Genomic DNA, 17,519 nt, shown 5'->3' with positions numbered 1-17,519 from the left:
AGCTCTTTTTGGGTGGGTGCGAAAAATATTACTAAATTTATTGTAATTAATTGAGGGGAGAATGAGGTGCCGAGCGTTTTCAGATTTTACAATCATGCGAACGGCGTCCACTTTTACACAGCGAGTGTTGCCGAGCGCGACTTTGTCGTCGCGACCTACAGCAGCTATCAGCTTGAAGGGACCGCGTTTCAATCGAATGGAACAAGCAACGGTGGTACCGGAGATATTCCCGTCTACCGTTTCTACAATTCAGCGACCGGTGCCCACTTTTATACGGCAAGTGAGGCAGAGCGGGATGTCGTCATAGCCACCCAGGCGACCTATACATTTGAAGGAACGGTCTATCAGGGGTACGGCAACGCTGATGATGGGCGCGTCCCACTCTACCGATTTTATAACACCGAGACGAAATCTCACTTTTACACGTCCAGCCTGGCCGAACGGGACAAGGTGATCACGACGTTGCCGCAATACACCTATGAGGGCATCGCCTATTATGTAGGCGGGTTCGACACATCCCCTGGCTCGACAAATATTTCTCTGACCGGGTCGCAGGGCGACTATCAGATCGATGTGTCTGGCTTTACAACGACATCGCTGACGATCGGTGGGTCAACGGCAGCCCCAAATGCACCGCCGTCACCCGGTCAGGAGGTTGGTTCCGATGCAGCAACTCACCTGACTGTTTTCAATGTCACTTCAGATCAACGCTTTGAGCTGCAGTCCACAACTGGTGGCTCATCGGCCGATGGAGCTACCACGCGCGGCGGCCATGGAGGCGACGCGCTTCAGTTCACACCAGCAACGGACACTTCAGCCGATAGCCTGAGCCTGCTGATGAAAGGCGGTATCGCGATTACTGGAGGAACGGGCGGTGGAAGTCCGGCGACCGGTGGAAACGGCGGCAACGGAGTGGTGGCAACGGCTTTTGAAACCATAAACATTTCGTCCTATGGCGCCAGCGCGAACACCATTCAAGGTGGGCCTGGAGGTACATCGTCGGGCGGAGGGACCGACGGGTTCGCGGGTGTTTCGCTGGTTGCCGCAACAGGGGCGACCCTGAATGTCTATGGCACACAGGACCTCAATCTTGGCCAGGTCACAAATGTCATGACCGTAAATGCTTCCTGGTTCAGCGGAAATTTGACTGTGCTCGGAGACACCAACGCGAATATGATTCTTGGTGGCTCCGGCAACGACACGCTGGACGGTGGAAGCGGAGCAGACACTCTGAGCGGGGGAGCAGGTCAGGACATTTTCCAGATCTTTCTGGGCGAAACCCCTGTGTCTGTCAGCGGCACAACGGTAGCCAGTACCTTCGACACCATCTTCGATTACGGCACCGCGGGAGTGGCCGACTTCATTCGCTCCTCTGCCATTGATTTTGTTGCCATAAACAGTGGTGCAACAGCTGTTGCAGGTGTCGGCGTTGCGATCAGCGATGGCGGCAAGGTCACCTTTGCGGCGGCAGACGATACGCTGGCCGAAAAAATCCTGGTTCTCGATGCAGATGACACCAATGCCCGTCCACAAAGCGTTGCCTTTTTCGAGCATGATAGCGACACGTATCTTTTTTACGAGAACACTTCCGGCAGCGGAGATGAGCAATTGATCAAGCTGCAAGGTGTTACCGGCTTTACGACCTTGAACGAGGTCGGTCTCAATGGTGATTTTATATTGCTGTGACGACTCGGCCGATGGCTGGCCCGTTTGGGTCGGAATGTGACCCTGTTACGCAATCGGTCGGCAATGCCTAGGGTATTGCCGGCCGATTGTGTCAGGTCGGCTGACTAGATAGTCACACCTTGCCGGTGACCATCAGGGCGAAGGCCTGCACCAGGGCAACTTCCTTGAGCCGGTCGAAACGGCCGGAGGCGCCGCCGTGGCCGGAGTCCATATTGGTCTTCAGCATGAGAAGGTTGTCGCCTGTGGCGGTGGCGCGCAGCTTGGCAATCCACTTCGCCGGCTCCCAGTAGGTCACGCGCGGATCGGTCAGCCCGCCGACTGCGAGGATCGCCGGATAGTTCTTCGCTTCAACATTGTCATAGGGCGAATAGCTGGCAATGTAGTCATACGCAGCCTTGTCCGAGATCGGGTTGCCCCACTCCGGCCACTCCGGCGGCGTCAGGGGCAGGGTGTCGTCCTGCATGGTGGACAGCACATCGACAAAGGGCACCTCGGCAATCAGGCCGCCGAAGGCTTCCGGTGCCAGATTGGCGACGGCCCCCATCAGCATTCCGCCGGCAGATCCGCCTTGGGCGACGATTTTCCGGTGCGAGGTGTAGTCCTCGGCCACCAGATGCCTGGCGGCAGCGATGAAGTCGGTGAAGGTGTTCTTCTTTGTTTCGCGTCGACCATCCTTGTACCAGCGGAAGCCCTTGTCCTTGCCGCCCCGAATATGGGCGATGGCATAGACGAAGCCGCGATCCACCAGCGAAAGGCAACCGGTGTTGAAGCTGGCTGGGATCGAGATGCCATAGGAACCGTAGCCATACAGCAGGCAGGGTGCGGATCCGTCGAGCGGCGTGTCCTTGTGATACAGCAGGGAAATCGGCACCGTCTCGCCATCAGCTGCCGGAGCTTGCAGGCGGCGGGTCACATAGTTCGCCGGATCATGCCCGGAGGGCACTTCCTGCTCCTTGCGCAAGGTCCTCTGGCGGGTCTCCACGTCGTAATCATACACCCGCGCCGGCGTCGTCATCGACGAGTAGGAAAACCGGATTTCGGTGGTGTCGAACTCATAGCCGCCGGCCAGACCAAGCGAGTAGGCCTCCTCGTCGAAGGAGATCTCGTGCTCTATGCCGTCGGTCAGCCGGTGAATAACAATTCGCGGTAAGCCGTTTTCACGTTCCAGGCGCACCATGAAGCTCTTGTAGACGTCGTGGGACAGGATCAGCCGGCCCGCAGTATGCGGCACCAGATCGGTCCAGAATTCCCGGCCTGGCGTTGCCTTCGGCGCGGTGACGATCTTGAAATCTTCCGCATTGCCTTGATTGGTTAGAATGTAAAGCGTATCGCCGTGGTCATCGACGGAATATTCCACGCCCGTGTCGCGCGGCGAGATCAGAACGGGAGGCTCTGTCGGTCGATCCGCCGGGATCATCCAGACTTCAGAGGTTTCGTGATCATGGATGTCGATCAGGATCGTTTCGCCTGACTGGGTGCGACCGACACCCATGAAGAACCCGGCGTCTTCTTCTTCGTAGATCAGCTTGTCATTGGCGGGGTCGCTGCCGATTTCGTGCCGAAACAGTTTGGACGGGCGATGGTTGTCGTCCTGGCGGACGTAGAACAGATATTTGCCGTCCTTGGAGAAAATGCCGCCACCGGCGGTGTCCTCAATCCGGGTATCGCTGTCATGACCTGTTTCAACGTCGCGGAACAGCAGGCTGTAATACTCCGAGCCCTTGTCGTCGAAGGCCCAGGCCAGCAGCTTGTGATCGTCGGAGTGAAAGGCCGAGCCAAACTTGAAGTAGGCTTTGCCTTCGGCTTCCTTGTCGCCGTCCAGCAGAATGGTCTCATTGGAGCCGTCGCGGTTGCTGCGCACAAATTTCGGGTGCTGTCCGCCGGTGACATATTTGATGCCGTAGGAGTAGGCGCCGTCGGGCGCCGGAACGGAACTGTCGTCTTCCTTGATCCGGCCGCGCATTTCCGCGAACAGCTTTTCCTGCAGATCTTCGGTCGGCGCCATGATCGCGTCTTGATAGGCATTTTCCGCATCGAGGTAAGCCTCGATGTCGTCGGCCAGCACATCGCGGCCATCGCGCATGACCTCCTGCCAGTTGTCCGCTCGCAGCCAAGCGTAGTCATCCTGTCGCGTGATGCCGTGGGTTTCAATGGTGATCGGGCGCGCTTCAGCGCGCGGGGGAAGAGGCGTGTTTGTCATGCTTTCCGAGGTAGGAGTTTTGAAGAAGCTTGGCAAGAGGCAAGCGCGTTCGAAGACCCTTGTTGCATCGCGTTTGGCAGTCTGTGCTCGCCACGACCAGAAACATGCAAAGCAAAACGGGGCGTTCGCCGATGAGAGAAACGCCCCGTCTGCCTATTGGGTCAGAATGAGTGCTTAACCAGCCAGGGCGGTGGCGATGAAATCCTTCAGGCTGCGGCTCGCGTGGCCCGTCAGGCTTTCCAGATCCTGCGACGTCCCTTGCAGAGCGCCATTGGCGGCAGCTGCATCGCTGTCTGCAAGGATGGAGGCAAAGCCGTCCGGCAGCCCGGCCTGCTTCAGCACGCCGGCATAGGCCGTCTCGCTCATGTTGACGAAGGGGATTTCCCGACCGCTTTGCCGTGAGAGTTCAGCCGCCAGATCAGCCAGAGTGAACGACGGGCTGCCAGCCAGCTCATAGGTTCGGGTTCTGAGGTCGCTTTCGCTGATGACCGCTGCTGCGGCTTCGGCATAATCCTGGCGACCAGCTGCAGAAATCAGACCGTTGCCGGAGGCTCCGACCACCGCCCCGTGGTCAAGTGCAGCGCCGATGGTGGCAGCATAATTTTCAACATACCAACCATTGCGCAGGAGCGCGTGTGGAATGCCACTGGCTGCCAACCGGGCTTCGGTCTCGCGGTGTTCCTCGGCCAGTTTCATAGGAGAGGTGTCCGCCCGCAGGAGGCTGGTGTAGGCAATGAAGCTGACGCCTGCGGCCTTTGCCGCTTCGATGACAGCGGTGTGCTGGGCCACCCGCTTGCCGACTTCCGAGCCGGAAATCAACAGCAGACGATCGGCGCCCGTCAGCGCGGATCGAAGGGTGTCCGGGCGGTCATAGTCGGCCTCGACGACATCAACCATATCGCTGCGCAGATCGGCGGCTTTGCCAGGGGTGCGAACGAGCGCGCGGATGTCGGTTGCACCTTTGGCGAGAAGGGCCTGGATGGTGAGGCGGCCGAGCTGGCCGTTGGCGCCTGTCACTGCAATCATGGGGATGCTCCTGAGTGATTGATTACGGAATACCCCATAGGTGGCTTGAAAACTTTCTTTTTGTAAGTACATACAAAAAGGTTAGTTTTGAAATTGATGAGAATTTTTCCCATAGCTTTCATAGCAAGGCTGTTGCCTGAAGACTGCTTTGGGATGGCGTTGCGGGATAACTGAGATGAACAACGATGAAGCGCATGGCGCAAAGCGGGATGAGCAGCTGGCCCCTCGGGTCGACGGGATTTTATCGTCGGCGGTGCGGCGTGGCGAGCTTCTGGCGGCTGACTGCCCGTCGCGGGAAGTCCTGCGCCATCTGACAAGTCGATGGGGCGTGCTCGTGCTGATCGCGCTTGAGGATGGGCCGATGCGCTTTTCGGATCTGCGGCGCAAGGTCAGTGGCGTCAGTGAGAAGATGCTGTCGCAGACCCTTCAGGCACTGGAAGCGGACGGTTTTTTGGACCGCCACTCCCGCCCGGTCGTTCCGCCGCATGTCGACTACAATCTGACCCCGCTTGGACACGAGGCAGCAGAGCGTGTTCGGCTCTTCGCCGACTGGATCGAGGATAACATCGGTCGGATCCTGCGGGCGCGTGAGGCCCGGACCCCCGAGGACAAAGGACACCCGACCGCAGGCGCAGACCGCCTGCAGCCAGCTGAGTAGCAACATCAGTCCAGGGGCGTGAAGCTCATGGCTGTGCCATTGAGGCAGTAGCGCAAACCGGTTGGTGGCGGACCGTCGGGAAACACGTGCCCGAGGTGGCCGTCGCAGCGTGAACAGCGGATTTCTGTTCGTAGCATGCCGTGGGTGCGATCCTCGATCTCGGTGATGGCGTCCGGGGTGACTGCCTTGAAGAAACTCGGCCAGCCACAACCGGCATCGAATTTCGTGTCTGACAGGAACAGCGGTTGGCCGCAGCCCAGACAGTCATAGCGGCCATGTTCAAACGTGTCCCAATAGGGGCCGGTGAAAGGTCGCTCGGTGCCCGACTTGCGCAGCACCTGAAATTGCTCCGGCGTCAGCTCTTCGCGCCAGTCTTCTTCTGATTTTTCAAGTTTCGGTACGGGGGCGGTCATGAGTATCTCCTGACGTTCGCTATTGTCCCTCGTGAGATAGGGAGCATCGCCATCTCAGGCAAGGTGGCAAGGTTGCTGGAGAGGAAAGACGGGCAGGTGGACTCTGGCGGCTGACGTCTGCTTGAACGCGATATCACTGGTGTGAATGCTTGGAAGACTCACAATTGTGCGGGCTTGATGACGAGCGGAGAGAAATCTACCCGATTGCGCCCCGTGCTTTTTGCCTTGGCAAGCGCCTGGGAGGCCGTCGCCACAAGGATGTCCCATGACACGTAGGGCGCACCGTCCTGGTGCAGCGCGGTGGCCGCGCCGACGGACAAGGTCAGGATTTTGCCGTGCTCTGTATTGCCTTGATTAGGGATCTGGAGGTCTTCAACGGCAATACGGATATATTCGCCGATGGTCCTGACGCCGTCGGCATGGGTTCGAGGCAGGACCAAGGCCAATTGATCACCACCATATCGGCAGACCAGATCGGCGGGGCGTCGGGCGGTGGCAACCAGAACGCCGGCCACATCGCGTAGGCAATCATCGCCAACCTGATTTCCGCAGTGGTCATTGAAGAAGCGAAACCGGTCGAGATTGACAAAAAGCAGACTGAGTGGCGTCTTCTCACGCCGGGCAATCGCCCATTCCTTTTCCAGAAGTTCATTGAACGTGCGCCGATTGGCGAGGCCCGTCAGGCCATCGGTGCGTGTCAGGGACTTGAGCTCTTCCTGCAGATCCATGCGCACAGATATGTCCCGCATGGAAAGAACCAGCCCATTGGCGCCGCCGCCTGTCGTGGTCAGCTTGTGCGCGGCACCCTCGACCCAGATCAGCTTTCCATCTTTTCGGTAGACACGGAATTGTGAAACGCTGCTTTGACGCCGGCCTGAATGCAGCGCGGCGGCACTCAAGAGCACTCTCTCACGGTCTTCCTCGTAGAGAAGGTCCATGTGCCGATGCGAGATTTCGTTCGGGCTCCACCCCAAAACATCACTCACCGCTGGGGAAACGTAGATCAGCTCATTGTCAGGGCCGATTTGCATCACCACATCGGAACAGCACTCGGTCAGAGCCTTGTAGTCTACGTCGGTTTTAGAGAGCTCAACGGCCATTGGCTACCTTCGGATGCAAGGGTCGAAAGAAGACTTCCCAAAACGGGACGTAGGGTGAATTTGAGCGTGAAAAGTCTTTCAATAAAGTAACGAAAACGCGCTAGCCCTCTGGAATTGCGAGGCTATTGGCATATCTAACAGGGGGAGAATAAGGTTTGGGTTGGACTTTGGGCGCAATGCGCTAATCTGCGTTGAAATGAAAATTTATGCGGCAGTGCAAAATAGATCGTCTGCAGCGAGGAATGGGTTATTTGAATGAGGGGGGGAGCTATGCGGTACTGGGACATTGAGAGGGTTGGAACGACTAGGCCTGAGGGGAGAAATCCTTTGGCAACCGTTTCATAACTCTTCTATGGCATTCAGAAGCTTCAAAAAGTCTTCTGATGAAACCTTTTGTGGTGCAGTGATTCGCTCCGGATCGCCCTAGCCACGCTTCCAGTCCCGTGAAGTGATCGAGCACGTATGACGCCAGTAGCGACCGACACCACCATTCTGGCCATTCTGGCGCCCTTTGCTGCGGCTGCCATTGCGCCTGTTCTGACCAAGGCCCTCAAACACAATGCGGCCTGGGTGCTGGCTTTGGTCCCAGCGCTGATATTCCTCCATTTCACCGGCTTTGTCGGCGACGTCTCTCATGGCGAAACCTATGGTGCCGCCTGGCAGTGGGTGCCGACCTATGGCGTCAACTTCTCGTTCTTCATCGACGGCCTTTCGCTGCTGTTCACGCTGCTGATCTCGGGCATCGGAACGTTCATCATTCTGTATGCGGGTGGCTATCTGAAAGGGCATGCCCAGCAGGGGCGGTTTTTCTCGTTCCTGTTCCTGTTCATGGGCGCCATGCTTGGGGTCGTGCTCTCCGACAATCTGATCACCCTGTTCATCTACTGGGAACTGACGTCCATCACCTCGTTCCTGCTGATTGGCTTCGATCATCTGCGGGCAGCATCCCGTCGCGCGGCACTACAGGCTCTGGTGGTCACCGGTGGCGGAGGGTTGGCGCTTTTGGCCGGCGTTCTGTTGATCATCGGCGTGACCGGGCATATGTCCCTGACCGAACTTCTGGCTGATCCGGAAGCCATTCGCGGCGGTGACTATTATCTGCCGATCTTCCTGCTGATCCTCGGTGGTGCGTTCACCAAGTCAGCACAGTTCCCGTTCCATTTCTGGTTGCCCAACGCCATGGAGGCTCCGACACCGGTCTCGGCCTTCCTGCATTCGGCGACAATGGTGAAGGCGGGTGTCTATCTGTTGATGCGTATGCATCCGGTCATGGGCGATACGACATTGTGGATGACGGTCTTGCCGCTGTTTGGTGGCGTGACATTGTTGATCGGCACATTGCTGGCCATGCGCCAGACCGACATGAAGTTGATGCTGGCCTACACGACCGTGGCCTCTCTCGGGCTTCTGGTCATGCTCACTGGCACAAGCAGCGAGAAGGCGCTGGAAGGCGCCGTGCTTTACCTGCTGGCGCATTCGCTCTTCAAGGGGGCGCTGTTTATGGTTGCCGGCACGGTGGATCATGAGGCCGGTACACGCGACATCACCAAGCTGGGCGGTTTGCGCGGGGCGATGCCTGTCACCTTTGCGGCCGCTGCAATGGCGGCGCTGTCCATGGGCGGTCTGCCGCCCTTCATCGGCTTCATTGCCAAGGAAATATTGTATGAAGGCACGTTGGGTGTCGGGGCGGGCCTCCTGGTCACAGCGGTGGCCGTTGTCGGCAACGGTCTGATGTTTGCCGTTGCGGCAGCTGTCGCACTCAAGCCCTTCATCGGGCAGAAAGTCGACACGCCGAAACACGCGCATGAAGGCCCCATTCTGCTGTTTGCCGGACCCGTCGCCCTGGCTTTGACGGGGCTTGCGGCGGCGCTTTTCGCTCACACCACCGGCGAGCTGTTCATCGGTCCGATGCTGGCTTCGCTGATGGGGCATCAGCCTGAGGTCGATCTGCATCTGATCCCGGCGCATGTCGGTATGCCGTTGCTTCTGTCGCTGGTCACCGTGGCCTTGGGCATCGTGCTCTATCTGAAGATCGATACGGTGCGTGCCCTGATGATCCAGGTATTGGCCGCCATCGGCTGGGGGCCGGACAAGGGGTTCGATCAGGCTATCAAGGGCCTCGTCGGCCTGGCCACATGGGTCACCCGCTCGGTTCAGGTCGGCTGGATGCAAACCTACATGACCATGGTCTTTGCGATGACCGCGATCGCTCTTCTTGTGCCGCTGTTTCTGGCCGATGGCCTGCCAAACTGGCCGGATTTCCCCGAGTTTCGCTTCTTTGAATGGGGGATTCTGCTGATCGCCGTGGTTGGTCTGGGTGCCATTCTGGCGGCAGCCAACCGGCTGACAGCTATCGTATCTCTCGGCATTCAGGGCTTTGCAGTCGCGCTGATCTTCATGCTGTTCGGTGCGCCGGATCTCTCCTTTACCCAGTTCATGGTGGAAACCTTGTCCGTGGTCATTCTGGCTCTGGTCATGACCCGTCTGGATCTGGCGCCTGCAGATCACCGCCCCTTCGGCGCCTCGGTGGTCTCAGGCATCATTGCTGTCGCCGTGGGGCTGGGCGTCATGCTGACGCTGATGTCCATCACCCAGCAGCCGTTCGACACCAGTCTGTCCGACTTCTTCGCTCAATATGCCCGCGTCATTGCCCACGGCCGCAACATCGTCAACGTGATCATCGTTGATTTCCGTGGGGTGGATACGCTCGGTGAGATTGCGGTGGTGGTTCTCACCGGCCTCTGTGTCCTGGCGTTGATCCGGGTCAAGACCAAAACCACCTCTGCCCAGGATGAGGGCGCAGGTGAGGAAGCTCTGGCCAAGCCCATGGAGGTGAAGTGATGCGTACGATCATTTTCCGCACCATCGCGCCCTATCTGACGGCTTTGATGATCCTGTTCTCGATCTTTGTGCTTCTGCGGGGACACAACGAGCCCGGTGGTGGCTTCATCGGCGGTCTGATCGCCGCGTCTGCCCTGGCCATCTACGGCATCGCCTGTGGTGTGACCTCGGTGCGTCGAGCGATCAGGGTTCACCCGATGAGCCTGGCAGCCTTCGGTCTGCTGATCGCCACGCTGGCAGGCCTGCCGTCGCTGTTTTTCAAGCAGACTTTCATGACAACGCAATTCATCACGCTGCATGCCTTCGGCACGGAAATCGACCTGATGACGCCAATGCTTTTTGACCTTGGCGTCTACTTCGTCGTCGTCGGGGCCATTTCCTCCATTGCGCTGGCTCTGGAAGAAAGGGAGAGCGACTGATGGAAACTGGCCTCTCCGTTCTGATCGGGTTGTTCTTCGCCGTCTCGGTCTATCTCATGCTGTCGCGTCAGCTGGTGCGCATTTTGCTGGGCATCGCCATTCTGGGCAATGCTGTCAATCTGCTGATTTTCACAGCTGGACGTCTGACCCGCCAGGTGCCGCCGCTGATTCCCGAGCACCTCTACACACTTGTGGAAGCGACGGCCAACCCGCTGCCGCAGGCATTGGTGCTGACAGCCATCGTGATTTCCTTTTCCTTCTTCGCCTTCCTCCTGGTGCTGGCTTTCCGCGCCTACCAGGAACTGGGGACCGATGACGCCAATGAAATGCGCGTCGCCGAACCCGAAGACGATCCGCTTCCGCCGCAAGGATACTGAACGAAATGGCTGGATCCTCAGAGCATTCTGTCGACCTCTCCCATGCGATGATCACGGCGCCGGTTTCGGCTGCCGACTGGCTGGTCATTGCGCCCACCCTTGTCACCATTCTGGGCGGCACACTGGCACTGATGGCGCGCAAGAACACCGCGGCACAGCCGAAGATCGGGATGATCTTTCTGAGCCTGTTGGTGATCGTCAACGTTGGCTTGCTGATGCGGGTGCTCGACCACGGCGTTATCACCATGGTCATGGGCAACTGGCTGCCGCCCTTCGGTATCGCTTTCACTGCAGATGCGCTTGGGGCATCCCTGTCGCTGATTGCCTCTATCGTGGCCTGGTGTGCCGGCCTGTATGGGCTGGTCACCGTCGATGGAACCGGGCGTCGCTATGGCTTCTACCCGTTCTTGTTGTTGCTGTTGACCGGGGTATCAGGCGCCTTCCTGACAGGTGATATCTTCAATCTCTATGTCTGGTTCGAGGTTCTGCTGATCTCTTCCTATGGCCTGCTGGTGCTCGGCAATGATCGCGCTCAGCTCGACGGTACAGTCAAATACGGCATTCTCAACCTGATCGGTACCAACCTGTTCTTGATCGCGACCGGCTTGCTGTATGGCAACTTCGGCACGCTCAACATGGCGGACATCGCCATGAAGGTGGCAGCCATGGACGCAGGAGGGAGCGTCGGGCCACTGGCGACCATCGCCGGCATCTATCTGTTGGCTTTCGCCATGAAAGCGGCAGCCTTTCCGGTCAACTTCTGGCTTCCCGCGTCCTATCACACTCCCAACATTGTGGTGTCTGCGGTCTTCGCCGGTCTTCTGACCAAGGTCGGCGTCTATGCGCTGATCCGCATTTTCGTGCTGATCTTGCCCGGTGCGCGCGACTATATGGCCGATGTGATTTCTCTGATCGCCATTGCCACGATGATCACCGGTGGGCTGGGGGCTCTGGCGCAGGCGGAAGTCCGCAGGCTACTGGGATATCTGGTGATCGTCGGCATCGGCGCCATGCTGGCCGGCATTGCCGTGGGAAGCACTCAAGGCATCGCCGGGTCGATCTTCTACGCCGTGCATTCCATCATCGTCATGACAGCGCTGTATATGGCGGCCGGTATCATGAAGCTGATGGGTGGCTCCTATCAATTGCGCCAGCTCGGGGCCTTGTATGGCCTGAACCCTTACTTTGGTGGCCTGTTTCTGGTGCTGGCCTTCGCCGTCTCCGGCCTTCCCCCGTTCTCGGGGTTCTGGCCCAAGATGATGCTGGTCGAGGCCTCACTGGTGGACGGGAGAGGCTGGCTGGCCTTCGCCATTCTCTTCTCGGGCTTCCTGAGTACATTGGCCGTCGGTCGGGTCTGGATCTTTGCCTTCTGGCGCGGCGGCGCGGAAGGAACACCGGATGGCGCGACAACGGTTCGGCTGGCTCCGGCTCCTGAAGTAACCTCGCCGGCATTATGGCTCCCCTTGCTGCTGCTGACCGGGCTGGTCATCTACATTGGACTTCAGCCCGATGCCATGGTGCAGCTTGTTCAGCGTGGCGCGGAAGGGGTGATCGACCCGTCCGCCTATGTCCGCTCGGTTTTCGGAGAACACTGACATGACAGCGCTCTTTCTCATCAACATACTGATGGCGCTCTCCTGGGGCGCCGTCACAGGCAGTTTCTCCGAGGTGAACCTGGCCTTCGGCTTCATCCTGTCGACCTTCACGCTCTATCTGATCCGGGAGCAGGCGGGTACGGCACAGTATTTCAAGAAGGCAGGCCAGGCTTTCGGCCTGATGTTTCTGTTCTTGTATGAGCTGGTGCTTTCCGCCACCCGTGTGGCGCTGATTGTCATCCGCCCGAAGATCGATCTGCATCCGGGCATCATCGCTTATCCGCTGACGGTTGATCGCGACTTTGAAATCACCATCCTGGCCAATCTCATTACCTTGACGCCCGGCACTCTGTCGGTGGATGTGTCAGAGGACCGCAAGACGCTCTATGTCCATTGCCTCGACGTTCCTGATCCGGAACGTACGATCAATGACATCAAAAGCGGCTTTGAACGCAAGATCCTGGAGGTGTTCCGATGAAATCCTTCGATCTCTTTGCAAGCCAGTTCCTCGATATCTGCACCCATGCCGCATTGGTAATCCTGACGGTTTCGTTCCTTCTGATCGTGGTTCGTATCGTCAAGGGACCGACTTTGCCGGATCGGGTGATCGCCCTCGACATGCTGGTTGCGGTTGGCATCGGCTTTATTGGCGCTATTGGCGTCCTGACGGATTACTATCTTTATCTCGACATTGCCCTGACGCTCGGGCTGGTCGGCTTTCTGGCGACGGTCGCTTTCGCCCGCTTCGTACTCAACCGCGGCCTGGCCGGTGACAAGACCATCCTCAAGGAAGTCGATGAAAGCATCGCGCGCAGAAAGGCCGGGCAATGAACGGAGTATTTGACATCATTGTAGGGTTGATGCTGGTGCTGGGGGCGCTGTTTGCCCTGGTTGGATCGATTGGGCTTTTGCGCCTGAATGACGTTTACATGCGCATGCATGCGGCCTCAAAGGCCGGAACGTTGGGGTCGGGCTTGGCCTTGCTCGCGTTGGCGGTCTACGCCCACGAGCTGGACGTGGTGACCCGCGCTCTGGCTGGCGTGGTGTTCTTTTTGCTGACTGCGCCTATTTCCGCGCATCTTCTGGCGCGAGCCGCGTACATTGCCGGCTATCGGCCTTGTGCGGAGACGAAGGTGGATGAACTGCAGAAGGTCTATCGTCCGGAAGAAACTACAAAGGGACGAACCTGACGCAGAACGCGCGGTCAGTGCGCGCATGCTGCGCAGCAACCTTTGGTGCCGCTGAGTAGAACGCGTTTAGTTGACGTTTACGTGAGTCTGGGGTCCGAAAACTAGAGGTTGTTGAGGATCTCAGGTGAACCCGGTACCAATCCTCTTTTTCGTAACGTCATTATTGCACGGAATGAGTTCGTTAATGGCTGCATTATTTCAGGTTAACAAGATGATATTTGGTAATTTGCAGTAATTATTAGTGCTGAGGGGTTGTCGGTCTCCTTGAGCCCGGATATAAGGGCGAAATCGTTGCCGGCCAAGTAGAATCATTTTGATCATTGCCCGTTGGAAGTATCCGTTATTTGCGGCCTCTAGCGATTTAAGCAGCTTGCCAGGCGTTTAGGAATAAAATTCCTGACATTGAGACAAAACAGGTGGAAGATGACAGACAACCCGGTGGACACGACACTTATTGATCTCACTGCGGATATTGTTTCTGCTTATGTCAGCAACAATACTGTTGCGGCAACTGAACTGTCTGGTCTGATCAACGAAGTTTACGGCGCTCTGCAGCACACCGCCAATGCTTCGATCGAGCCTGAGCCGGAGCCGCTGAAGCCAGCAGTGCCGATCAAGAAGTCGGTCATGCCGGACTACATCATCTGTCTGGAAGACGGCAAGAAGTTCAAGTCGCTGAAGCGCCACCTGCGCACGCATTACGACATGACGCCGGAAGAGTACCGCGAGAAGTGGGACCTTGGTCCGGACTACCCGATGGTTGCTCCGAACTACGCCGCAGCGCGGTCCGAGCTTGCCAAGAAGATGGGCCTCGGCCAGCAGCGCAAGCGCGCCGCCCGCTAAACCGGAAACGCCTCTGTTGCACTGCCCGTGGGCAGATGAAAAACAGGGTGCCGGTCAGGCACATATGTCATGTTTTAAGAAGCCGTCCTGAGAGGGGCGGCTTTTTTGCTTTTCCCTCGCATGCACGCGGAGCGCGCAGTCGTGTTTTGCGCTGGGTTTTTCACGCATCCTCAATCCATTCATAATTTCAGTGCCTTGTGTGGACTTGGTTAGGCGCGGGTAAAATTGCGGATTTGCAATTTAAGGATATTGTAAAACTTATCCCCAACCTACGATTGATTGATAAAATATAGGAAAATAAGCCTACCGTCGCATCCGTGTTGGAGGATTGTCATGAATGCATACCGTCACGCTCCCGTCGTGTGTCTCAGCACCGAGCCGCCGTTTGCTTCCCTCCCGAAATCGTTGCCGGAGGCGCGACTGCGGGAGCGTCGCTTTGACGTTCAGCGCAAGGCGCATCTCCACCTGCTGGAAGGGTATGTTGCCCGCGCTTATATGATCGAACCAGCAGAGATCTATCTTGCGACGCGTGGCCGGGCGGATGTGGCGGAAGCCCGTCAGCTGGTGATGTATCTCGCTCACGTTGAAATCGGCCTGACCATCGCTCAGGTGGCTGAACGTTACAAAAGAGACCGCTCCACCGCCTCCTATGCCTGCCGTGAGGTGGAAGATCGGCGCGAGGATCCGTTCTTTGATGGTCTCGTCAATCACATAGAAGAGCTGATCTCGCTGCGCCGCGATCCGTTTCTGCAAGGGCAACGCGCACCTGAGATCGTGCTTGTGACGCCCTTGCCCAAGCCGACCACTGCAAATCCTGCCAATTCGAATTGAGGAGTGCGTAAAGATGCAAACAGATCAAGCAAGTTCAGGAGCTTCAAGCGCCCATTCAAGTCTCGCAGCGCAGAGCGCACCTCTGTTGCGCCGTCTGGCGGTCAAGGGGCGGCATATCATTCAGGTAGATCGGCATGCAGGTGACCCGAAGTGGCTGCTGGCACGGGAGGGAAGTCCCTCTGGCGCACCCCTGGATGCGGCTCTGGTTGACGCCTTGCTGGCAGCTGGCTTTTTGGTCGCAAAAAGAGGAGCCAAGCAAGAGGCTTTGGGCAACAGTGCTGCTTGCAGTCTGAGAAGCCTGTGTCTGAGTTCCATTGGCAAGCAAGCGCTGCGCCGTGCATTGAGCGGCGGGGAAGGGGCTGGCCCAACGACCAGGATCATGCAAGCGGCATCAACCGGTGCAGCCTCTCAGGACCTGGCAGGGCCTAGGCCTGCAGCAGAAGCAGACGGGGGGCAATTGCCGACGCTCAATCTGGCGGAGAGCCCGCTGGCATGGCTGGCCCGCCGCCGTGACCGCAAAGGCCAACCGCTGCTGCAGGAACATCAAGTCGTCGCCGGCGAAAAACTGCGATCCGACTACGAGTTCGGTGGCTTGATGTCGCAATACGCTGGCGGTTGGCGCATGGAGCGCATCAGCGGTGGTGGAGGTGGCCGAGGCAATTCGGCAGATCTCACGGATCAGGTGATTGCGGCGCGCAACAGGACCGAGCGGGTCCTTGAGCAATTGCCGCCGGTGCTCTCAAAACTGGTGGTGGATATCTGTTGCTCGCTGAAGGGTTTGGAAACCGTCGAGGCGGAGCGAGGCTGGCCCGCGCGTTCGGCGAAAATCGTCTTGCAGATTGCCTTGTCGTGCCTCGCGGATGCCTATGGCTTGACGGCGCAAGGCAAGGCAGAAACCCGGCTGCGTATCTGGCGCGGTTAAAGCAAAGGCGTCCTGTTATTTGCGGCAGGCGTGTTCAGGCGGCTTTCAAAACGGCGTTGGCGTCCGTGCGGATCCGGCCAACCATGGATTTCAGGCCATTGGAGCGTTGCGGAGTGAGGTGCTCTTGCAAGCCGATCTTGGCAAAGATCGCCTCAATGTCGGTTTCCAGGATTTCGCGTGCCGATTTGCCGGAGTATGTCGCCAGGACGATGGCCACCAGCCCCTGAACGATCAGCGCGTCGCTGTCGCCGCGATAGGTGAGGACGGGTACATTGTCCGAGCCTTCGCTGACGTCGCTTACAAGCCATACCTGGGAAACACAGCCACGAACCTTGTTGACCTCGGTCTTCTCGTCATCGCTCAGGGGCGGCAGCTCCCGACCAAGGTCGATCAGATACTTGTAGCGGTCTTCCCAGTCATCGAGGAATTCAAAGCTCTCAAGAATGTCGTCCAGGGAATGTGTCATGGCGGCCTGTGCTCGATCGTCGAAGTTCGTCTCGCCCGTGATATAGCCCCGAGAGCCGGGGATGCAAATGGCCAGGGCCGATGTTTTGGTGTCTTTGGCGGAGAAACGGCTGAAAAATAAAAAACGCCGTAGATGGGAAGGGCAGCTTTCCATCTACGGCGTAGCGGCACAAAATCCGCTCAAGGTTTTCCGTTGTCAACGGCAGCTGGTCAGAAGACCAGGGAGCCGCATCAAGCGGGGGCGCAAACAGCCGTCTCTCAGTTCAGGCATTGCCTGCTTGAGAGCCGGCACCACGACCGGACATGCCGGCGCGAGGATTGGGCTTAGGGAGCCCAATTGGAGCCCGCTGCGCAGCCTGTGTGGGGCGCGTCTGGGCCCGGTCATCGACTTTGCCATCCCAAGGGAGAGCAAGGTCCTGACGGGTCAGAGTGCCTGCCTGTTTGGCTGCGGCAGCCGGGGAAGAAGGCAGTGATCCGGTGACAAAGGTCTCACCCAGTGCCTTGAGGATGCCAGGAGCGCCGCCGGACGCATCGGCAAGCTCAGGAGCAGGCAAGGTGGCGGGTGCCTCCGGAAGCGTTGCAGGAGTGGCGGAGCGGTCGGCTCCGTCGAAGAAGGTGCGGTCGAGATAGGCAAACACGATGCCTGCGCCGGCAACAGCTTGTGTGCCGATCGCGGTCATGGCGTGGCCGCCAGTCTCACAGGCATTGGGGTTTCGCGAACAGAAACCGCCAATGTCAGAGACAGTTTCCTGGGCCGCAAAGAATGCGGAAACCGGATCGACGCCCGGTGTTTCCGGTGCATCAGGTGTCTGCGGAGCCCCCAAGGGGATCAACGCCAGTACGATCGTAAGCCAAAATGCCGTTCTCAAAAGAAAGAACATGGTGCCGCCCTCTAAATTCAACTTCAGTCTGGATGTGTGCCTCTTGTCGGGCCGCATTCCTTTTTGATTGAG

The 17,519-nt window shown here is 58.2% G+C and carries 18 protein-coding genes; 12 read left to right on the top strand and 6 right to left on the bottom strand.

Annotated features, from left to right (window positions below):
• Positions 1-66 precede the first annotated feature (66 nt).
• The gene (locus J0X15_RS20350) at positions 67-1,686 is read left to right on the top strand and encodes a hypothetical protein (protein WP_206939673.1); all 1,620 of its coding nucleotides are present in this window, start codon (positions 67-69) and stop codon (positions 1,684-1,686) included.
• 112 nt (positions 1,687-1,798) lie between these two features.
• On the opposite strand, the gene J0X15_RS08440 is transcribed toward J0X15_RS20350, so the two are convergent.
• On the bottom strand, positions 1,799-3,886 hold the full coding sequence (locus J0X15_RS08440) for a S9 family peptidase (protein ID WP_206939671.1): 2,088 nt from the start codon (positions 3,884-3,886) through the stop codon (positions 1,799-1,801).
• A 174-nt stretch (positions 3,887-4,060) separates the two neighbouring features.
• Positions 4,061-4,912 carry an SDR family oxidoreductase gene (locus J0X15_RS08435; RefSeq protein ID WP_206939669.1) on the bottom strand — a complete coding sequence of 284 codons (852 nt, stop codon included), beginning with the start codon at positions 4,910-4,912 and terminating at the stop codon, positions 4,061-4,063.
• Between the two features lie 175 nt (positions 4,913-5,087).
• Here J0X15_RS08435 and J0X15_RS08430 point away from each other — a divergent pair, with 175 nt between their 5' ends.
• Positions 5,088-5,570 carry a winged helix-turn-helix transcriptional regulator gene (locus J0X15_RS08430; RefSeq protein ID WP_206939667.1) on the top strand — a complete coding sequence of 161 codons (483 nt, stop codon included), beginning with the start codon at positions 5,088-5,090 and terminating at the stop codon, positions 5,568-5,570.
• A 5-nt stretch (positions 5,571-5,575) separates the two neighbouring features.
• Here J0X15_RS08430 and msrB read toward each other — a convergent pair whose 3' ends face one another.
• Together msrB and J0X15_RS08420 are read right to left on the bottom strand one after the other, a co-directional pair.
• Positions 5,576-5,983, bottom strand: a complete 408-nt coding sequence (gene msrB, locus J0X15_RS08425) for a peptide-methionine (R)-S-oxide reductase MsrB (RefSeq protein ID WP_206939666.1) — start codon at positions 5,981-5,983, stop codon at positions 5,576-5,578.
• Positions 5,984-6,141: 158 nt separating this feature from the next.
• Positions 6,142-7,083 (bottom strand): GGDEF domain-containing protein, encoded by a 942-nt coding sequence (locus tag J0X15_RS08420; protein ID WP_206939665.1) that lies wholly within the window; start codon positions 7,081-7,083, stop codon positions 6,142-6,144.
• 462 nt (positions 7,084-7,545) lie between these two features.
• On the opposite strand from J0X15_RS08420, the gene J0X15_RS08415 reads away from it, so the two are divergent.
• The 10 genes from J0X15_RS08415 (at position 7,546) to J0X15_RS08370 (ending at position 16,101) form a co-directional block, all read left to right on the top strand.
• Positions 7,546-9,924, top strand: coding sequence for a putative monovalent cation/H+ antiporter subunit A (locus tag J0X15_RS08415; RefSeq protein WP_206939664.1), 2,379 nt, complete (start codon positions 7,546-7,548; stop codon positions 9,922-9,924).
• Positions 9,924-10,343 carry a Na+/H+ antiporter subunit B gene (locus J0X15_RS08410; RefSeq protein WP_206939663.1) on the top strand — a complete coding sequence of 140 codons (420 nt, stop codon included), beginning with the start codon at positions 9,924-9,926 and terminating at the stop codon, positions 10,341-10,343. The genes J0X15_RS08415 and J0X15_RS08410 overlap by 1 nt, the downstream gene beginning before the upstream one ends.
• The gene (locus tag J0X15_RS08405) at positions 10,343-10,720 is read left to right on the top strand and encodes a Na+/H+ antiporter subunit C (protein WP_206939662.1); all 378 of its coding nucleotides are present in this window, start codon (positions 10,343-10,345) and stop codon (positions 10,718-10,720) included. The genes J0X15_RS08410 and J0X15_RS08405 overlap by 1 nt, the downstream gene beginning before the upstream one ends.
• A gap of 5 nt (positions 10,721-10,725) precedes the next feature.
• The gene (locus tag J0X15_RS08400) at positions 10,726-12,315 is read left to right on the top strand and encodes a Na+/H+ antiporter subunit D (RefSeq protein ID WP_206939660.1); all 1,590 of its coding nucleotides are present in this window, start codon (positions 10,726-10,728) and stop codon (positions 12,313-12,315) included.
• Between the two features lies 1 nt (position 12,316).
• Entirely contained in the window at positions 12,317-12,793 is a 477-nt protein-coding gene (locus tag J0X15_RS08395; protein ID WP_206939658.1) for a Na+/H+ antiporter subunit E, read from the top strand.
• Positions 12,790-13,146: a cation:proton antiporter gene (locus J0X15_RS08390; RefSeq protein WP_206939656.1), complete on the top strand. Its 357-nt coding sequence runs from the start codon at positions 12,790-12,792 to the stop codon at positions 13,144-13,146. Before J0X15_RS08395 ends, J0X15_RS08390 begins: the two co-directional genes overlap by 4 nt.
• Positions 13,143-13,505, top strand: a complete 363-nt coding sequence (gene mnhG / locus J0X15_RS08385) for a monovalent cation/H(+) antiporter subunit G (protein ID WP_206939654.1) — start codon at positions 13,143-13,145, stop codon at positions 13,503-13,505. The genes J0X15_RS08390 and mnhG overlap by 4 nt, the downstream gene beginning before the upstream one ends.
• A 423-nt stretch (positions 13,506-13,928) precedes the next feature.
• Positions 13,929-14,348 (top strand): MucR family transcriptional regulator, encoded by a 420-nt coding sequence (locus tag J0X15_RS08380; protein WP_206939652.1) that lies wholly within the window; start codon positions 13,929-13,931, stop codon positions 14,346-14,348.
• 333 nt (positions 14,349-14,681) lie between these two features.
• Positions 14,682-15,179: a helix-turn-helix domain-containing protein gene (locus tag J0X15_RS08375; protein ID WP_206939651.1), complete on the top strand. Its 498-nt coding sequence runs from the start codon at positions 14,682-14,684 to the stop codon at positions 15,177-15,179.
• 13 nt (positions 15,180-15,192) lie between these two features.
• Complete coding sequence (locus J0X15_RS08370) at positions 15,193-16,101, top strand: DUF6456 domain-containing protein (protein WP_206939650.1); 909 nt, start codon at positions 15,193-15,195, stop codon at positions 16,099-16,101.
• A gap of 34 nt (positions 16,102-16,135) precedes the next feature.
• On the opposite strand, the gene J0X15_RS08365 is transcribed toward J0X15_RS08370, so the two are convergent.
• Positions 16,136-16,567, bottom strand: coding sequence for a SufE family protein (locus J0X15_RS08365; protein WP_206939649.1), 432 nt, complete (start codon positions 16,565-16,567; stop codon positions 16,136-16,138).
• Positions 16,568-16,829: 262 nt separating this feature from the next.
• Complete coding sequence (locus J0X15_RS08360) at positions 16,830-17,447, bottom strand: DUF5330 domain-containing protein (protein ID WP_206939648.1); 618 nt, start codon at positions 17,445-17,447, stop codon at positions 16,830-16,832.
• Between the last annotated feature and the right edge of the window lie 72 nt (positions 17,448-17,519).

This window comes from Roseibium limicola (genome assembly GCF_017313085.1).
Taxonomy (GTDB): domain Bacteria; phylum Pseudomonadota; class Alphaproteobacteria; order Rhizobiales; family Stappiaceae; genus Roseibium; species Roseibium limicola.
This window is presented reverse-complemented; position numbering and strand designations above follow the sequence as displayed.

What these genes read in the sequence shown, in the direction of transcription:
- J0X15_RS08440 (WP_206939671.1), bottom strand. Translation starts at nt 3,886, where the DNA reads ATGACAAACACGCCTCTTCCCCCGCGCGCTGAAGCGCGCCCGATCACC.
- J0X15_RS08435 (WP_206939669.1), bottom strand. Translation starts at nt 4,912, where the DNA reads ATGATTGCAGTGACAGGCGCCAACGGCCAGCTCGGCCGCCTCACCATC.
- J0X15_RS08430 (WP_206939667.1), top strand. Translation starts at nt 5,088, where the DNA reads ATGAACAACGATGAAGCGCATGGCGCAAAGCGGGATGAGCAGCTGGCC.
- msrB (WP_206939666.1), bottom strand. Translation starts at nt 5,983, where the DNA reads ATGACCGCCCCCGTACCGAAACTTGAAAAATCAGAAGAAGACTGGCGC.
- J0X15_RS08420 (WP_206939665.1), bottom strand. Translation starts at nt 7,083, where the DNA reads ATGGCCGTTGAGCTCTCTAAAACCGACGTAGACTACAAGGCTCTGACC.
- J0X15_RS08415 (WP_206939664.1), top strand. Translation starts at nt 7,546, where the DNA reads ATGACGCCAGTAGCGACCGACACCACCATTCTGGCCATTCTGGCGCCC.
- J0X15_RS08410 (WP_206939663.1), top strand. Translation starts at nt 9,924, where the DNA reads ATGCGTACGATCATTTTCCGCACCATCGCGCCCTATCTGACGGCTTTG.
- J0X15_RS08405 (WP_206939662.1), top strand. Translation starts at nt 10,343, where the DNA reads ATGGAAACTGGCCTCTCCGTTCTGATCGGGTTGTTCTTCGCCGTCTCG.
- J0X15_RS08400 (WP_206939660.1), top strand. Translation starts at nt 10,726, where the DNA reads ATGGCTGGATCCTCAGAGCATTCTGTCGACCTCTCCCATGCGATGATC.
- J0X15_RS08395 (WP_206939658.1), top strand. Translation starts at nt 12,317, where the DNA reads ATGACAGCGCTCTTTCTCATCAACATACTGATGGCGCTCTCCTGGGGC.
- J0X15_RS08390 (WP_206939656.1), top strand. Translation starts at nt 12,790, where the DNA reads ATGAAATCCTTCGATCTCTTTGCAAGCCAGTTCCTCGATATCTGCACC.
- mnhG (WP_206939654.1), top strand. Translation starts at nt 13,143, where the DNA reads ATGAACGGAGTATTTGACATCATTGTAGGGTTGATGCTGGTGCTGGGG.
- J0X15_RS08380 (WP_206939652.1), top strand. Translation starts at nt 13,929, where the DNA reads ATGACAGACAACCCGGTGGACACGACACTTATTGATCTCACTGCGGAT.
- J0X15_RS08375 (WP_206939651.1), top strand. Translation starts at nt 14,682, where the DNA reads ATGAATGCATACCGTCACGCTCCCGTCGTGTGTCTCAGCACCGAGCCG.
- J0X15_RS08370 (WP_206939650.1), top strand. Translation starts at nt 15,193, where the DNA reads ATGCAAACAGATCAAGCAAGTTCAGGAGCTTCAAGCGCCCATTCAAGT.
- J0X15_RS08365 (WP_206939649.1), bottom strand. Translation starts at nt 16,567, where the DNA reads ATGACACATTCCCTGGACGACATTCTTGAGAGCTTTGAATTCCTCGAT.
- J0X15_RS08360 (WP_206939648.1), bottom strand. Translation starts at nt 17,447, where the DNA reads ATGTTCTTTCTTTTGAGAACGGCATTTTGGCTTACGATCGTACTGGCG.